Below are 15,458 nucleotides of genomic sequence, written 5' to 3' on the forward strand. Positions count from 1 at the left end.
GCCAACCGGGCAGCCCATCGCCGTCCAACGACAAGCCCAACAAGGAGAGACGGATCATGAAACCCGAAACAGCCCTACAACGAGGCCCGAATAATCCGGACCCTGAGAACCCGGCCCGCCGAAGCCTTCTGGTCGGCAGTGCCGGCGCCATGGCCGCAGTGAGCCTGCTTGGCTTCACGCCGCTGGCCAGGGCCGAGGAGCCGAAATCGCTGCCCGATTACGCCGCATGGAAAGAACGCAACGCCCTGATTGTGCACAGCGCCAACACCATGGAAACCCGGCGGGGCGCTATCGGAAACGGCGTCATCACGCCCAGCGATCGCCTGTTCATTCGCAATAACCTGCCGGCCCCTCCGGCCTCGGTAACCGAAGATCCTGACATCTGGGAAGTTCGTATCGAAGGCGTCAAAAATCCTCGCACCCTGACGGTCGGGGATCTCAAGAAGATGGGCGTCACCACCGTTGCCTCTGTACTGCAATGCTCCGGTAACGGCCGGGCCTTCTTCCCGCACGGGGCCAGCGGCACCCAGTGGTCTGTTGGTGCCGCGGGCTGCATCATGTGGACCGGCGTACCCCTGAAAGATGTGGTGGAAGCGCTGGGCGGCCCGGCAGAGGGTGCCCGCTACATCACCAGCACCGGCGGTGAAACACTGCCTGATGGCCTTGATCCCAAGACGATTATCGTGGAGCGTTCAGTGCCCACCCGGGCAATGCAAAGTGCGTTGCTGGCCTGGGAGATGAACGACAAACCACTGACCCACACCCATGGCGGCCCGCTGCGCATGGTAGTGCCCGGCTACTACGGCGTGAACAACGTCAAGTATGTGAAAAACATTGCCTTTACCGAGAACCAGACCGACGCCAAGATCCAGGCCTCCGGCTACCGGATACGCGCCGTTGGTGTGAAAGGCGCACCGGACCAGCCGTCCATGTGGGAGATGAATGTCAAATCCTGGGTCACGGCGCCACTGGAAACTGCGCGGAGTGGCCGGAACATGATCTACGGCGTGGCCTTTGGCGGCACCGTAGCCCTGGAAAAAGTGGACGTGTCCCTGGATGGCGGCAAAACCTGGAAACAGGCCCGCTTCCTGGGCCCGGACCTGGGGCCCCATGCCTGGCGACCCTTTGTGATGGCTGCAGAGCTGCCTGCCGGCGAACATCGTATTGTCAGTCGGGCAACAGATACTCATGGCAACAGTCAACCGGAGGGCCGGATCGATAACGAACGTGGCTACGGCCACAATGGCTGGGGCGACCACGGAGTCACGGTCACCGTCAGTTAATAACCCACGGGGCTGGCCAGGGAAAACGGCCGCCCCGACTCTCCCGGAATGCAAGAACATGAGAAAGACTGCAGTACTTGCAGTACTGTTGGCGGCCCCCCTGACCGGACTCTCGCCTCTGGCGCAGGCCGGTGATATCGAGAAGGGAAAACAGGTTTTCACCCAGGAGGCGCAGCCATCCTGCACTGTGTGTCACACCCTTGCAGACGCAGGCTCTGCTGGCGCTATCGGCCCGAATCTGGACGAACTGAAGCCGTCCAGAGAACAGGTTATCAACGCTGTCACCGGTGGCGTTGGCATCATGCCGGCGTTCAGTGAATTCCTGTCCTCGGAACAAATCAGGGCCGTGGCGCATTACGTCGCCAGGGCCACAGGTGGGGATAAGTAAGATTCCGGGGGCGGAACCGCCCCCGTTTGCAAGGTTTATCCGTTTTCCCTGAACACCATCGCGACCGAGTTCAGGCAGTAGCGCTGCCCGGTCGGTGGCGGACCGTCCGGAAAGACGTGCCCCAGATGACTATCGCACCGTGGACACCGGATTTCGGTACGGCTCATGCCCAGGCTGGTGTCTTCGATATAGCGGATATGGTCTGAATCAAGGGGCTGAAAGAAACTCGGCCAGCCGGTCCCTGAATCAAACTTGGAGCTGGAACTGAACAGTGGCAGGTCACAGAGCCGACAGTGGTAGACGCCGGCTTTTTTGTTGTCCAGCAATGTGCCGCAGAACGGGTGCTCGGTACCGTGGTCCAGCAGCACACGTTTTTCATCAGCCGACAGGTCTGCGGCTTTCTCCTCAACCTGTGCCTTGGTCAGTGGTGTCAGGTCATAACCTGCAGCGGAAACTCCCATATGTGCCTCCTCAGGCCATGCTGTCTGTGCCGTTGCCCGTGTACTCAGGTTTCAGGCGGTCACCATAACTGTCCACCAGTTTTTCCATTTTCGGCGCGGCGACGGCCATAATGTAGGGCTGGTGCGGGTTCCGGGCGGCAAAGTTCTGGTGGCACTCCTCCGCCGGGTAAAACGCTTCCAGCGGTTCCAGCGTGGTCACAATCGGATCCGGATAGACGCCGGCCTGATTGAGCTGGTGGATATAGGCCTCTGCTACCCGTCTCTGCTCCGGTGTTTGGTAGAAAATGGCAGAACGGTACTGGCTGCCACGGTCATTGCCCTGACGGTTGAGCTGGGTAGGGTCATGAGCCACGGAGAAAAACACTTTGAGCAGCTCGCCAAAACCGACCTTTGCCGGATCATAGTGAACATCCACCACCTCGGCGTGCCCGGTGGTACCGGTGCACACTGCCTCGTAATTGGCTGAGCTGGAATGCCCACCGGCATAACCGGACTGCACGCGGGTTACGCCATCAATGGCCAGGAACACCGCCTCGACGCACCAGAAACAACCGCCAGCCAGAACGACTCGCTGCTCACCCCCGGCTGCTGGCAGATCCTGCCCGGGATCCGGAAAACGGCTTCGGGGTACGCTCAGACCTGTAATACTGCACGATGTCGTCATGGTGACCTCTGCGTTCGGGTTTGTCTGCCTGTAAGGAATGGATTGTGGCTGGAAATTGGCAGATTTGCCAACTGCCGGGAAGACAGCCTTTCACTACCTGCGCTCTCTATCACTAGTACCTTGTTTATATTCGTTATCGGGTATTGAACACGGCTCTGGCATCAAACATGAACATTGTGTCGTTTTGGTTGCATACCATTGAGGGCCAACCATAATGACAGACAGGGTTTGCCACTTTGCACATCGGCCATGCCCGGCTCGGCATACAAAGGAAGAAAAATGACGGCAAGGGCCCGCACACCGGAAAACCAGGACGAACTCCTGGAATACCGCCTGAGCCTGAGACTTGGCCCCGTTCATGCCCGCCAGAGACTCGGCATTGAACGGGAAGCCGAAGCGAAGGTTTTCGGGCAGGATCACAGCTCCTTCCATCTGGAAAACTGGGCCACGGCTCCCGGTTTTATCCGTACCTGCCTGATAATGGTGGGGATGTGGGGTCGTGGCCAGAACAACAGCCGGCGCCTGAACACGGTGCACAATCGATTCCACCTGCCAAACCTGCCAGCCGCCTTTGAAGGTTACCGCATTCTGCACCTGACGGATCTGCATGTGGACATGGACGAGGCCAACCTGCAGGCAGTTCTGCGCGAGATCGAGCCCCTGGACTACGATCTGTGTGTACTGACCGGTGACTACCGCAAGCTCACGTGCGGGCCCATCGAAGATGCCCTCGACGGCATGTCCCGACTGCGTGATGGCATCCGGGGCAAAGCCTACGCCGTGCTCGGCAACCACGACAGTGTCCGCATGGTGCCGGCACTGGAAGACATGGGCTACCAGCTATTAATGAACGAAATGGCCCCCCTTGGACGTAAGGGCCAGACCCTGTACCTGGCGGGCGTGGACGATGCCCACTTCTTCAAGGTGCACAACCTGCATCGGGCCGGCGACAACATCCCGGCCGGGGGAACCAGCATTCTGCTCAGTCACACCCCGGAGATATGGCGCGAAGCCGCCCACGCCGGTTATGACGTATTTCTGTGCGGCCACACCCACGGCGGCCAGATCTGCCTGCCCGGTGGCATTCCCGTCACCCTGGATTCTAATTGCCCGCGCAGCCTTGGGCGCGGTTACTGGCGGATGAATGGCATGCAGGGTTACACCTCACCCGGCTCCGGCACTTCGGTGGTGAACGCCCGGTTGAACTGCCCTCCGGAGGTCACCATCCATACCCTGACGCGAGGGCCGGATTAATGGGGCTGCCGGCGGATGCCGATGCGATAGAGCAACGGTGAAGCGAAGATGTTCGACAGGGTAAAGAGCACCACCACACCAATGACCACCCAGCCACTGACAGGCAACCACCACATTGCCAGCAACATGGGCAGTAGCGATTCGGGGATCTGATCCAGACCCAGGGCCCTGGCGCTGGAAGCCAGGCCCCACCGCCGCTTGACGAAGCTGCTCAGCATGTCACCAATGAGCCCGAAAACGCCGAACATAAACCCGAAAATGAATCCCAACCCGGTGATCAGTGAAAACAGCCCGCAGGCGAGGGCCCCAGACACTACACCCCGCCAGGTCTTGCTTTTACCCAGGATGGGGCGGCCGTCTTTCCACAGGCGGCCACCATCAACCGGCGCCGACCAAATGCCCTTGAGCAGGCCGGCAGCAACTACCGGTGCCCCATTGGCAAGCACCAGCATGACAAACAGCTCCAGGGATATCAGCAAGCGCGTGGGCTCCCTCTGGTACAGTCGGTCATATAACCGGTCAGGCGATGCCGCCCCGGGTCAGCTTCAGCGGATCCATGAGTTCTTCAAGCCTGTCGCGGCTCAGACCGCTGCGCTCCTCGGCAACATCGATCACCGGTCGCCCGGTGCGGTAGGCCTCCTTCGCAATATCCGCCGCCAGGCTGTAACCGATTTCGGGATTCAGCGCGGTTACCAGCACCGGGTTCCGTCCCACTCCGGCATTCAGGTTGTCAGCGTTGACTGTGAAATCCCGGATCGCCTTGTTCGCCAGCATAATCGACGCATTGGTAAGCAGGTCCGTCATGTCCAGCAGGTTACCGGCCACCAGGGGCAGCATCACATTGAGCTGGAAGTTTCCGGACTGTCCGGCCATGGCCACCGCGCTGTCCAGGCCCGTGACCTGGGCTGCGACCATGGCCACCGATTCCGGAATCACCGGGTTCACCTTACCTGGCATAATGCTGCTGCCCGGTTGCAGCGCCGGCAGGCTGATTTCGGCCAGGCCATGAATCGGCCCGCTGTTCATCCAGCGCAGGTCGTTGGCGATCTTGGTGAGCACAATCGCCACACCGCGCAGCTGGGCAGAAAGCGCCACCGGACCATCCACCGCACTCTGGCCGGTAAACTTGTGTTCCAGTGAGGTAAAAGAGTAGCCGGTATTGGCACGCAGGAACTTGATGAACTGGCCGGAAAATTCCGGTAATGCGTTGATACCGGTGCCTACCGCGGTACCACCCTGGGGCACGGCCAACAGTTCGTCCGCTGCCGCTTCCACCCGTTTCTCCGCGGCCAGAAGCTGCTCCCGCCAGGTTCTCAGTTCCTGACCCAGGGTAACCGGCATGGCGTCCATCAGGTGGGTTCGTCCGGTTTTTACCTGGCTTGAGAAAGCCGCCTCCTGCTCATAGATCACGCCGCGCAGGTGCGAGAGTGCCGGCAGAAGTTTTTCCTTCACGGCGGCGACTGTGCTGACGTGAATGGCCGTTGGGATCACATCATTGGAGCTCTGGCTCATGTTGACATGATCATTCGGATGCACCTCGTAACCGGCGTTGCGGGCGATGCTGGCAATCACCTCATTCACATTCATGTTGGTGCTGGTCCCCGAACCGGTCTGATACCGGTCGACCGGAAACTGGTCCGCGTACGCGCCGTCCACCAGATTCTGGCAAGCCTCTGCAATCGCGTCCCGAAGATCGTTGTCCAGAAGTCCGAGACTGGTATTCGCCTCCGCTGCCGCACGCTTGATCTGCGCCACTGCGGCAATGAACGCCTGGGGCATCGGCTGGCCACTGACCTGGAAATTCTCGACCGCACGCTGGGTCTGCGCGCCCCAGAGCGCGTCCGTGGGAACCTGGATGTCTCCGAGACTGTCGGTTTCCGTTCTGTATTCGCTCATGCTCCCTCCTGTCCGTCCGTTTGCACTTTGGCCCCTCCGGCGTTTACGTAACGCTGCCGGCTGTGTCTCAGCCGCCGCCCTGGGATCTCAACCGGACATGGTCGCAAATGCCGGTTACCTGCTCAAAATTCAGGATCAGGGTATGAACGGTATTGGTGTAGGTATCGTGCAGGTGAAACTTGTACCGGTGCTGCTTTTCACCCTGCAGGAAACCATCGTATTCACGTACCAGCTCCCGCACGTCGCCCCCGGAATCCTGGTTCCAGGTGGCGTTGAACGGGCCCAGAACGGCACCGCCGGCCAGGCATACAGTGACTTCATGGTTGGTAAGGCTGTTTTCCGGAATACTCATGGCTAATCTCCCTTCAGGTCTGCCTTTGGTAAGTGTAGTCCGGCGGATCTTTCTTTGTGCGGTAATGCCCTGCTTTGTGCGGTAATGCACTGCTTTGTGCGGCAATTCCCTGGTCAGGCACGGGAGGGAGATTCTCAGGCAGAGGCAAGAAGGCTGGTCATCAGGGCCCTGAGCCGGTTGGGCTTGACCGGTTTGTTCAGGATCGGCAGGTACTGGGCCCGCAAAAGTTTACGGGTATCGTCACTGCGGTCTGCGGTGATGATGGCGGCTGGGATGTCCCGGCCAAGGTAACGACGAACCCCGTGAACGGCGTCGTAGCCGGTCAGCTCGTTGTCCAGATGGTAATCGGCGAGGATGATGGCCGGAATCCGGTCGGCGTGCTCCAGCACTTCCAGTGCCTGAACCTTGCTGCCGGCGGTGAGCACCTCACAGCCCCAGCGTTCCAGCAGTACCTGCATGCTCTCAAGGACCGCCGGCTCATTGTCGATGACCAGAATGGAGAGTCCGCCGAAGCCATCGGAAAAACCCTGAAGCGCACCCGCACGGGGCATTTCCGGCAGGGCTCGCGCCGGCTCCAGCGGCAGAGTCAGCACAAACCGGGAGCCGCGCCCGGGCCTGGAAGACACGTCAATGTCATAACCCAGAATCCGGACCATACGCTCAACAATGGCAAGCCCCAGGCCCACGCCCTGGCGGCCACCGGTGTCATGGGGCAGTAACTGGTGAAATTCCGTGAAGATATCCCGGAGTTTGTCTTCCGCTATGCCCACCCCAGTATCCCAGACCTCGATCCGCAACTGGTCACCCCGTGCTCTCAGGGCCAATACAACGCCCCCCTTTCGGGTGTAACGCAAGGCATTGCTGAGCAGGTTGCGGAGAATGCGCGTCAGCATGCGCTGGTCGGTTTTGACCACGACCGGGATGGTCCGAACCCGGAAGGCCAGTCCTTTATTGGCGGCGACCGCCTCAAACTCCTCAGCCAGCGACCTGGCGAGGGCGGCCACATCGGTATACACCAGATCCGGTTTCATGGCCTGCTGGTCGAGTTTCGAGATGTCCAGCAAATCCGCCAGCAGGTCTTCAGCGCCCTCGAGCGCCCGGTGTACCTGATGCACCATCCGGGTTTCCTGCTCCGGCAAGCTGCTCTCCTGAAGCGCGGAAACCATCAACCGGGCGGCGTTCAGTGGTTGCAGCAGGTCATGGCTGGCCGCTGCCAGGTATTTATCCTTGCCAAGGTTGGCTTCCCTGGCTGCCTCCATGGCCACCACCAGTTCCCGCTCGACCTTCTCCCGCTCCTCAATCTGGTAGCGCAGGCCGACGTTGGCGTTCTGAAGCGCCTCGGTGCGTTCTTCCACCCGACGCTCAAGAGTCGCATTCAGCTGTTCCAGTTTTTGCCGGGCCAGCACCCGCTCGGTGATGTCGGCCACAAAGGCTTCCACCACTTCTGGCCCGAGATCCGGCCGCCGCAACAGGGTGACGGCCACATGGACCGGCTTGCGGTCCGCCCGTTGGAAGCGTGTCTCCCGGGCGCTCAAACGGCCTTCATTCAGAAGTTCCTGGCGAATGGCATCGAACTCACTGGCACTGCAGAACAGCTGTTCCCGCAGCCGGATAACCCGCTGCGTCAGGGCCTCGGCACTTTCATAACCGCAAATTCGCGCCATGGCGGGGTTGCAGGCCAGGAAGCCACCCCGCAGGTTGGCCTGGAAGATGCCATGCAGGGCGTTCTCGAACAGCCACTTGTAGCGGTTGCGCTCCTGCTCCAGCTCCTCAATCCGCTCCTGCAATGCCGGGTAATAGTTCTTGCGGACCGACTGGCTGCCGAGGCCAAGAAGATCGCCAACTTCGTAGCCACTGTCGTGTTCGTCGTCCTGAACGTCAGAGCGCTTCTTCATAGACAACCTGAACGTCCCTGAGCGACGACTTGCGGGGATTGGTGAGAATGCAGGGGTCCTGAAGGGCAAAGCCGGACAGGTGGGGAATATCCGAAACGCTGACTCCCAACTGGGCCAGGCGTGCTTCCAGTCCCACTTTGCGTTTCAGCTCAACGATTCGCTGCATCAGCCGTTTCTTGATCTCCGGCTTGCTCATACCCCGGGTATCGATATTCATGGCCTCGGCCACCCGGCGGAAACGGTCCTCCGCAGACTGGAAGTTGTAGGCCACCACGTGCTCCAGCAACAGCGCGTTGCACAGCCCGTGGGGCAAATCCAGAAACCCGCCGAGGCTGTGGGACATGGCATGCACCGCCCCCAGAATTGCGTTGGAAAACGCCAGCCCGGCTTGCATGGAGGCCAGCATGATCTGTTCCCTGAGGTAAGGATTGGCGATATTTTCCACCAGGGGTTCCAGATTCCGGTTGATCAGCCTGATGGCTTCCAGGGCATGGGTGTCGGTCAATGGCCCGCTGCCGGTAGACACGAACGCCTCAATGGCGTGAACCAGGGCATCCACGCCGGTACAGGCGGTCAGGTAGGCGTCCATGGTTTCCGTGACTTCGGGATCAATCAGGGACACATCTGGCACCACGGCTTTGCTGATGATGGAAAACTTGAACCGGCGGTTCGGGTCGGAAATGATCGCAAACTGGGAAACATCCGCCGATGTGCCCGCGGTGGTCGGGATCAGGATCAGGGGCGGTGAGGGGTTGGTGATGGTGTCCACGCCCTCGAATTCCAGAATATTGCGGCCGTGGGTGGCAACAATACCGATGCCCTTGGCGCAATCCATCGGGCTGCCGCCACCGATGGCAACGATGACATCACATTCACTGGATTTGTACAGCTCGGCTCCGGTCATCACCTCGTCGACCCTGGGATTGGGTGATACGCCGGTAAATACGGTAGAGCGAATTCCCGCGTCGGTCAGCAGGGTTACGATCTCGTTGACCCAGCCTGCCGCGGCCACGCCCGGATCAGACACCAGAAACACATGCCGGGCACCGAAGTTACTGGCGAAGTTGGCCACCGACTTCCGGGAGCCGGCGCCGAAGACAATTTCCGGTGATACGAACTTTCGCAGGGCGGAGATGTCGTGGCTCATCAGACTCTACTCGACCGTTTGTTGTTATAGGCGTAGCCGAGAGTTTAACTCATGTTCTCCGCCCGTTCATTGGCCTTGCGGCCATGCCTCCGATAAAAGCTGAACATCCTTTCCAGCATGTCCGCCTGGTTCGCCTGATGCCGGAAACCGTGGCCCTCCTGCTCAAACCAGTGCAATTCCGATGTGCGTCCTGCTGCCTTCATGGCATCAACCATGGCGCGGGTCTGTTCAGGCACCACGACTTTGTCCTGCCCACCCTGAAAAAAGATCATGGGCGCGGCAATACAGTCGGCGTGGTAAAGCGGCGTTCGTTCGCGCCAGCGCTCGGGGTTAGCTCCTGGTGGCCCCAACAACCAATCCAGATATCCGGATTCGAAGCGGTGGGTCATGGCCCTCAGCCGCAGCGGGTCTGTCACCCCGAACATGCTGGCGCCGGCGGTGAATTTCCGGCTCTGGATCATGGCCATCAGGGCCGTGTAACCACCGGAGCTCCGCCCCTGGATAAACACCCGGCGGCCGTCCACCAGGCCGACAGACACCAGGTGATCCGCGGTCCGCTCCATATCCTCAACATCTGCCTCACCCCAGCGCCCCTCAAGGGCAAGCCTGAATTTACGGCCAAAACCACTGCTGCCGCGATAGTTCACTTCGGCAACCGCAAAGCCTCGCTGGCACCAGTACTGCACCTGGGGACTGAACACCGGGTAGGCAGCGGAGGTGGGACCACCGTGGGCCATGAGAATCAGCGGAGGCAACTCCGGCGAGGCCAGTTTCGGTGTGTAGAAGAAACCATGGACCGGCTGTTCGCCGTGCTCAAGTGCCGGCACTTCAATATCCAGCGGCAGCGCAGGCCTTGAACCCGGCAAGGGGTTCTCGCCACCCGCCAGAATCCTGGCCTGCCCGGTTTGCAGTTCGATCTGCAGGACAGCATCCAGATGGGTCGCTGATCGGGCAACGCAATACAGGCTACCGCCGGAGGCCCGGAGGTAACGAAAATCGCTGTAGTCCCGGGCCACCCGGAAAGCGTCACCGCCTTCCGGTGACAGCAACCACAGCTCTCCCGATCCGTTGCGATACTGCACCCGAGCCCAGCCGCCATTGGCAAGCGGACAATGATGGCACTCCCCCAGTTGCCAGGGCGCGTTAGCATGGTCCAGCTCGGCAGACTGGCCCGAGTGCCAGAGTCCGTCACCGATCAGGGTGTCGAGGTACCAAGGCTGCCACCAGCCGGCGTGATCAGATAGCACCCACAACCGGGCGCGATCGAAGACCGGTTGCTGAACGGAGGCTTCTGAAGGCGTCGGCCAGTGGCGGCACTCGCAGAGGCCACCATCTTGCACTACGCCCGCTGTCCAGAGCCGGCTGCGAACCCAGGGCATGTCCGGCAGTTGCCAGCTTGTCCAGGCCAACTTCCTGCCGTCGGCAGACAGCGCGGGCGCACTGTAGAAGTCCTGACCGGAATGGAGAGTCCGAAGCTCACCGTCCACAGAGACCGCCACCAGCTGCTGCTCGCCACCGGCCTCGCGAACGGCCAGCACCCTCTGCCGGGGCGCATCGGCGATCAGTCCGCCATAGGTGGCCCCGGGATCATCGGTAAGCAAGGAGCAGGTGCCGTCGGCCAGATCGATAAACCGGATCTGCTGATCCTCACCGACCACGAACACACCGGTATCGGAAGCCGCCAGCGCGCCGCCGCCGTAACCGTTCACCCGGCTACGGATGCCCAACCCGTCCGGGCCCAGGCGAGCGGGCCCCTGTTCGGACAGATACCAGAGATTAGCGTTGCCTTCGGCCGGATCGGTCTGTACCCAGAAAACACCGGCCGAAGAAACCGCGAGCTCGCCTCTTTGAGTATGGGCTGCGCAGGCCTCATAGGCGCTCATAGGGGTATTGTCAGGCGCTGACCTTGCGGGTGTGGATGCACAGAAGGGGCCCTCAGCCCCGGGAGAACAGTCGGGAGTTGTCCGCATTTCGATACAGGAGCGGCAGGGCTCCGGCATCCAGCTGTCGCCGCAATAATGGTTAGGGAGGGAACCCGGGCAGGTCATTACAGCTCCATTCCCAGTTCCCAGCGATAGATCACATCGTCGGACTCCGCGTTCAAGCCAAACGCAACGCCCGCCTGGAGTTCCAGGAGGCTGGAGCCCACCCTGACCTCAGCCAGGATTGCGGGCCCCAGCAAATGGTTGTTTCGGGCCCCGTAATACTCCAGTGCCGGCTGAAAAGTTTCAGACTTCGTATAGGCAGCCTGTATCGAGCCGGTCAGCTCAAGCTGCTCGTCGTCTTCACCAAATGAACGGCCGACCAGAACATTGGTCAGAACCTGGTAGTGATCGGCTAACTGCCTTTCATAGAGCGGCCCAATGGTTATCTCACTGGCTGTTCCCCGGTGTTCTTTTGATAGTTCAAGAAACAATCCCGCAGCACTCTCATGATCCTGAAAAAAATTTCCAATCAATTCAATTTCATATTCGTCCAGTGAATAAGCGCGTCCGGGACTCTTAATTGCGTTGAAGTTGAGCTCGGCACTGAAGCGATCAGTTATCCCGTAACCAATTTCCCACTGATCAAACCGGAGATTGTCGTCTTCGCTTCCCTGACTGTCCAGAAACGCGCCAACCACACCGATTTCGAGATCGCCTGCCGTGATCCGGGGGGAGTATATTTCATCCACCGCAAGCTCCGCCTCGGCGGCAAAGGGCCAAAACAAACACAAGACGACCTGTTTCGGTCGGACTGGATGACGACACGCGCCTGGATTGTTCTTTGCTCGAAACATTGGTCACCTGTACGAGGTTATGGAGAGTGAGACTCCTGCACCGTGCCTCACAGTAATATTGGGAAATGGCCAGACATGGGCACGACTATCACCAACCGCGGCACGGGCATTTTCATGAGCGTGGTACATCATCAGCACTTCCCTCTCATCTTATTGATCGGCAACATCCCCGGGCTTCAAGGCAATGCTCAGCCCCGGAAGAACAGTCGGGAGTTGTCCGCATTTCGATAGATGAGTCCAGTAAGGCCGGCCGTGGCGTGATCGGCAGCGTTCCTCGCGGCCAGGATTCGATCATGGTGAGGGGACTTGCTGCAGACTGGGTCGGCGTTATCGGCATTGCCGGTCAAGAGATAGGCCTGGCAGCGGCAACCTCCGAAGTCTTGTTGCTTCTCATCACAGGAGCGGCAGGGCTCTGGCATCCAGCTGTCACCCCGGTAGTGGTTGAAGCCCGGGCTGTCGTACCAGATGCTTTGAAGATCCTGGTCCCGGACATTGGGGAAGTCGATGGGCAGCAGGCGGGCGCTGTGGCACGGCAGCGCAGTGCCGTCCGGGGCTATGGTCAGGAACAGGTTGCCCCAGCCGTTCATGCAGGCTTTTGGGCGTTCCTCGTAGTAGTCCGGAGTGACGAAAATCAGCTTCATGGCCGAGCCGGTGGCGTCCAGGCGTTTACGGTACAGGTTCACTTCCTGCTCCGCCTGCACCAGCTGCGTTTTCGAGGGCATCAGCCCTTCCCGGTTCTCAAAGGCCCAGCCGTAATACTGGCAGGTCGCCAGTTCCACATAGTCCGCCCCCAGGTGCTCACACAGGGCCATGATGTCGTTCATCTGGTGGATGTTGTGGCGGTGGATCACGAAGTTGAGCACCATCGGGTAGCCCGCCGCCTTGACCGCCCGGGCCATGGCCAGTTTCTGGTCAAAGGCCTTGCGGGAGCCGGCCACGGCGTTGTTCAGCTCGGGGTCCGAGGCCTGGAAACTGACCTGGATATGATCCAGTCCGGCCTCGGCAAAGGCAGCCACCTTGGCGTCGGTCAGCCCCAGGCCTGAGGTAATCAGGTTGGTGTAATACCCCAGCTGTCGCGCCTCGGCGATCAGCTCCGGCAGGTCCTGGCGCACCAGGGGCTCGCCGCCGGAAAAGCCCAGTTGGACGGCGCCCATGGCCCGGCCCTGGCGTAGCACACTCACCCACTCGTCGGTGCTTAGCTCCCGTTCGGTCTGGGCAAAGTCCAGCGGGTTGGAACAGTAGGGGCACTGCAGCGGGCAGCGATAGGTCAGTTCCGCCAGCAGCCAGAGGGGCGGCCCCGCCTTATGGGGGTTGACCGGTGTGGGTGCGTGCGAGGTGTTCATGACAGGTCGATCCAGTGGTGTTGCTGCGCATCCTGCAGAAAATCACTCACGTCCTTGCCGAGCGGTCCGGCATCCGGGAATTGCTGCTCCAGGGTGGCAACGATGTCGGCCACACTGCGCTGGCCGTCCACCTCGTTGAGAATAGCACCGGCGCTGCCGTTCAGCTTCACCATACCTTCCGGATACAGCAGAACGTAACTTTCCTGGGCGGGTTCCCACTGGAAGCGGAAGCCACGGCGAAAACGCGGAACCTGGTGCATGGCAACCCCCATTACAGCCCCCGGTGCCAGACCTGCTGGTCGGTCACCGTATGGTAGGGCGGCGTACGGTGGCCGTAAGCCATGGTCATGGCATCCAGCATGGTCCACAGGATATCCAGCTTGAACTGCAGAATTTCCAGGGCCCGGGTCTGCCCGGCGCCGGTGGTGAAGTAATCCAGGGTGATGGTCAGGCCGTGTTCCACGTCCCGGCGGGCCTCCGACAGGCGTTTGCGGAAATAGCGGTAGCCGCCCTCGTCAATCCACGGATAGTGGCCCGGCCAGCTATCGAGGCGAGACTGGTGGATCTCCGGCGCGAACAGTTCGGTCAGCGAGGAACAGGCCGCCTCCTGCCAGGTGGCCCGGCGGGCAAAGTTCAGGTAGGCATCCACCGCAAACCGGACACCGGGCAGCACATGGCGCTGGTCGATCACTTCTTCCCGGGTCAGACCCACCGCTTCGGCCAGGGACAGCCAGGCCTCGATACCACCCGCATCGCCGTCGTGGCCGTCGTGGTCCAGAATCCGCTGCAGCCAGAGCCGGCGCACGCCGGCGTCCGGGCAGTTGGCCATGATCGCGGCGTCCTTCTGGGGAATCCTGATCTGGTAGTAATACCGGTTGGCCACCCAGCCACGAATCTGTTCCGGCGTGCATTGTCCGCCATACATGGCCTTATGGTACGGGTGGTGGATGTGGTAATACTGCCCCTTGTCCCGGAGGGCCTGTTCAAAATCCGTGCGGTTCATGGCGGTGTTGGCTTTGGCGTTCATGGCGGCCCCGACAGGTCGATATGCATTCCGTCCCAGGACACCTCAATCCCGTGGCGCGTCAGCTCCGCGCGCTCCGGCGAGTCCTCGTTCAGGATCGGGTTGGTGTTGTTGATGTGAATCAGGATCTTGCGGCTGGCCGGCAGGGTGTCGAGCACCTCGATCATGCCTCCGGGGCCACTTTGGGCCAGATGCCCCATGGCCTGCCCGGTCTTGGTGCCCACTTCCTGGCGGATCATCTCGTCGTCGTGCCAGACGGTACCGTCCACCAGCAGCACATCGGCTTTTTTCATCCAGTCCAGGATGCGCGGGTCCGGTTCGCCGAGGCCCGGCGCATAAAGCACTGTCTGCCCGGTGCGGGTGTCCTCAAGAAAAATACCGATGTTATCCCCCGGGTGCGGGTTATCCCGGCGCGGTGAATACGGCGGCGCGTTGCTCAGCAGCGGAATGGCAGTCAGTTCGATGGACGGTGCGCAGGGAATCGTAAACGGCGACTGTTCAGAGGCCGCCACCCGGCGCCAGTTCAGGCCGCCGTTCCAGTGCCTGAGCATGGTAAACAGGGGGAAACCGCCGCTGAGATCCTCGTGTACCTGTTCGGTACACCAGACGTCCATGGGCAGCCCCTCGCGAAGCGATAGCAGACCGGTGGTGTGATCCACCTGGCTGTCCATCAACAGGATAGCATCGATGCCGGTGTCCCGAAGCGCCCTGGCCGGCTGCATGGCTTCAAAAGAAGCCAACTGGGCGCGAATATCGGGAGCTGCGTTGAACAGGATCCAGTGCTCGCCGTCTTCACTGACGGCAACGGAAGACTGGGTGCGGGCACGGGCGTTCAGGGTGCCCTGACGGAAGCCGTCGCAGTTGGCGCAGTTGCAGTTCCACTGGGGAAAGCCACCGCCAGCGGCGGAGCCCAGAACGTGAATGAGCATGATTGGAAACTCCGGAAGTAAAACGGCCAGCCACTCAGGCTGG

At 60.8% G+C, this 15,458-nt stretch carries 16 protein-coding genes; 3 read left to right on the plus strand and 13 right to left on the minus strand.

From position 1 onward, the window contains the following. The first annotated feature begins 56 nt into the window (after positions 1-56). Together D0851_RS09710 and D0851_RS09715 are read left to right on the plus strand one after the other, a co-directional pair. The gene (locus tag D0851_RS09710) at positions 57-1,283 is read left to right on the plus strand and encodes a sulfite oxidase (protein WP_117618469.1); all 1,227 of its coding nucleotides are present in this window, start codon (positions 57-59) and stop codon (positions 1,281-1,283) included. Between the two features lie 58 nt (positions 1,284-1,341). Next, the gene (locus D0851_RS09715) at positions 1,342-1,671 is read left to right on the plus strand and encodes a c-type cytochrome (RefSeq protein ID WP_117618470.1); all 330 of its coding nucleotides are present in this window, start codon (positions 1,342-1,344) and stop codon (positions 1,669-1,671) included. A gap of 35 nt (positions 1,672-1,706) precedes the next feature. Here the strand turns inward: D0851_RS09715 and msrB are convergent, their stop codons facing one another. Next, complete coding sequence (msrB, locus tag D0851_RS09720; protein WP_117618471.1) at positions 1,707-2,132, minus strand: peptide-methionine (R)-S-oxide reductase MsrB; 426 nt, start codon at positions 2,130-2,132, stop codon at positions 1,707-1,709. Positions 2,133-2,142: 10 nt separating this feature from the next. Beyond that, positions 2,143-2,796: a peptide-methionine (S)-S-oxide reductase MsrA gene (gene msrA, locus D0851_RS09725; RefSeq protein WP_117618472.1), complete on the minus strand. Its 654-nt coding sequence runs from the start codon at positions 2,794-2,796 to the stop codon at positions 2,143-2,145. A gap of 279 nt (positions 2,797-3,075) precedes the next feature. Here msrA and D0851_RS09730 point away from each other — a divergent pair, with 279 nt between their 5' ends. After that, positions 3,076-4,050, plus strand: coding sequence for a metallophosphoesterase (locus tag D0851_RS09730; RefSeq protein ID WP_117618473.1), 975 nt, complete (start codon positions 3,076-3,078; stop codon positions 4,048-4,050). On the opposite strand, the gene D0851_RS09735 is transcribed toward D0851_RS09730, so the two are convergent. From D0851_RS09735 to pqqB, 11 genes are all read right to left on the minus strand, one after another. Beyond that, positions 4,047-4,529 carry a CDP-archaeol synthase gene (locus tag D0851_RS09735; RefSeq protein ID WP_117618474.1) on the minus strand — a complete coding sequence of 161 codons (483 nt, stop codon included), beginning with the start codon at positions 4,527-4,529 and terminating at the stop codon, positions 4,047-4,049. The two genes, D0851_RS09730 and D0851_RS09735, sit on opposite strands and share 4 nt — an antisense overlap. Positions 4,530-4,569: 40 nt before the next feature. Then, positions 4,570-5,946: a class II fumarate hydratase gene (locus D0851_RS09740; RefSeq protein ID WP_117618475.1), complete on the minus strand. Its 1,377-nt coding sequence runs from the start codon at positions 5,944-5,946 to the stop codon at positions 4,570-4,572. Between the two features lie 67 nt (positions 5,947-6,013). After that, positions 6,014-6,298, minus strand: a complete 285-nt coding sequence (locus D0851_RS09745) for a hypothetical protein (RefSeq protein WP_117618476.1) — start codon at positions 6,296-6,298, stop codon at positions 6,014-6,016. Positions 6,299-6,432: 134 nt separating this feature from the next. Continuing rightward, positions 6,433-8,193, minus strand: a complete 1,761-nt coding sequence (locus D0851_RS09750; RefSeq protein ID WP_117618477.1) for a NahK/ErcS family hybrid sensor histidine kinase/response regulator — start codon at positions 8,191-8,193, stop codon at positions 6,433-6,435. Further along, the gene (gene ercA / locus D0851_RS09755; RefSeq protein WP_117618478.1) at positions 8,177-9,340 is read right to left on the minus strand and encodes an alcohol dehydrogenase-like regulatory protein ErcA; all 1,164 of its coding nucleotides are present in this window, start codon (positions 9,338-9,340) and stop codon (positions 8,177-8,179) included. Before ercA ends, D0851_RS09750 begins: the two co-directional genes overlap by 17 nt. A gap of 44 nt (positions 9,341-9,384) precedes the next feature. Next, positions 9,385-11,223: a prolyl oligopeptidase family serine peptidase gene (locus D0851_RS09760; RefSeq protein WP_117618479.1), complete on the minus strand. Its 1,839-nt coding sequence runs from the start codon at positions 11,221-11,223 to the stop codon at positions 9,385-9,387. A 164-nt stretch (positions 11,224-11,387) separates the two neighbouring features. Continuing rightward, complete coding sequence (locus D0851_RS09765) at positions 11,388-12,050, minus strand: hypothetical protein (protein WP_117618480.1); 663 nt, start codon at positions 12,048-12,050, stop codon at positions 11,388-11,390. A gap of 257 nt (positions 12,051-12,307) precedes the next feature. Then, complete coding sequence (pqqE, locus tag D0851_RS09770; protein WP_117618481.1) at positions 12,308-13,462, minus strand: pyrroloquinoline quinone biosynthesis protein PqqE; 1,155 nt, start codon at positions 13,460-13,462, stop codon at positions 12,308-12,310. Then, a complete protein-coding gene (gene pqqD, locus D0851_RS09775; protein WP_117618482.1) occupies positions 13,459-13,734 on the minus strand; it encodes a pyrroloquinoline quinone biosynthesis peptide chaperone PqqD in 276 nt (91 codons plus the stop codon). Before pqqD ends, pqqE begins: the two co-directional genes overlap by 4 nt. Beyond that, on the minus strand, positions 13,734-14,489 hold the full coding sequence (pqqC, locus tag D0851_RS09780; RefSeq protein ID WP_117618483.1) for a pyrroloquinoline-quinone synthase PqqC: 756 nt from the start codon (positions 14,487-14,489) through the stop codon (positions 13,734-13,736). Before pqqC ends, pqqD begins: the two co-directional genes overlap by 1 nt. After that, positions 14,486-15,415, minus strand: a complete 930-nt coding sequence (gene pqqB, locus D0851_RS09785) for a pyrroloquinoline quinone biosynthesis protein PqqB (protein WP_117618484.1) — start codon at positions 15,413-15,415, stop codon at positions 14,486-14,488. Before pqqB ends, pqqC begins: the two co-directional genes overlap by 4 nt. Positions 15,416-15,458 lie beyond the last annotated feature (43 nt).

The sequence above is a fragment of the Marinobacter sp. Arc7-DN-1 genome (genome assembly GCF_003441595.1).
In the GTDB taxonomy this organism is placed as follows: Bacteria; Pseudomonadota; Gammaproteobacteria; order Pseudomonadales; family Oleiphilaceae; genus Marinobacter; species Marinobacter metalliresistant.

Excerpts from the sequence above, each read along its gene's own strand:
- D0851_RS09710 (WP_117618469.1), top strand. The coding sequence starts at position 57 with ATGAAACCCGAAACAGCCCTACAACGAGGCCCGAATAATCCGGACCCT.
- D0851_RS09715 (WP_117618470.1), top strand. The coding sequence starts at position 1,342 with ATGAGAAAGACTGCAGTACTTGCAGTACTGTTGGCGGCCCCCCTGACC.
- msrB (WP_117618471.1), bottom strand. The coding sequence starts at position 2,132 with ATGGGAGTTTCCGCTGCAGGTTATGACCTGACACCACTGACCAAGGCA.
- msrA (WP_117618472.1), bottom strand. The coding sequence starts at position 2,796 with ATGACGACATCGTGCAGTATTACAGGTCTGAGCGTACCCCGAAGCCGT.
- D0851_RS09730 (WP_117618473.1), top strand. The coding sequence starts at position 3,076 with ATGACGGCAAGGGCCCGCACACCGGAAAACCAGGACGAACTCCTGGAA.
- D0851_RS09740 (WP_117618475.1), bottom strand. The coding sequence starts at position 5,946 with ATGAGCGAATACAGAACGGAAACCGACAGTCTCGGAGACATCCAGGTT.
- D0851_RS09745 (WP_117618476.1), bottom strand. The coding sequence starts at position 6,298 with ATGAGTATTCCGGAAAACAGCCTTACCAACCATGAAGTCACTGTATGC.
- D0851_RS09750 (WP_117618477.1), bottom strand. The coding sequence starts at position 8,193 with ATGAAGAAGCGCTCTGACGTTCAGGACGACGAACACGACAGTGGCTAC.
- ercA (WP_117618478.1), bottom strand. The coding sequence starts at position 9,340 with ATGAGCCACGACATCTCCGCCCTGCGAAAGTTCGTATCACCGGAAATT.
- D0851_RS09760 (WP_117618479.1), bottom strand. The coding sequence starts at position 11,223 with ATGAGCGCCTATGAGGCCTGCGCAGCCCATACTCAAAGAGGCGAGCTC.
- pqqE (WP_117618481.1), bottom strand. The coding sequence starts at position 13,462 with ATGAACACCTCGCACGCACCCACACCGGTCAACCCCCATAAGGCGGGG.
- pqqD (WP_117618482.1), bottom strand. The coding sequence starts at position 13,734 with ATGGGGGTTGCCATGCACCAGGTTCCGCGTTTTCGCCGTGGCTTCCGC.
- pqqC (WP_117618483.1), bottom strand. The coding sequence starts at position 14,489 with ATGAACGCCAAAGCCAACACCGCCATGAACCGCACGGATTTTGAACAG.
- pqqB (WP_117618484.1), bottom strand. The coding sequence starts at position 15,415 with ATGCTCATTCACGTTCTGGGCTCCGCCGCTGGCGGTGGCTTTCCCCAG.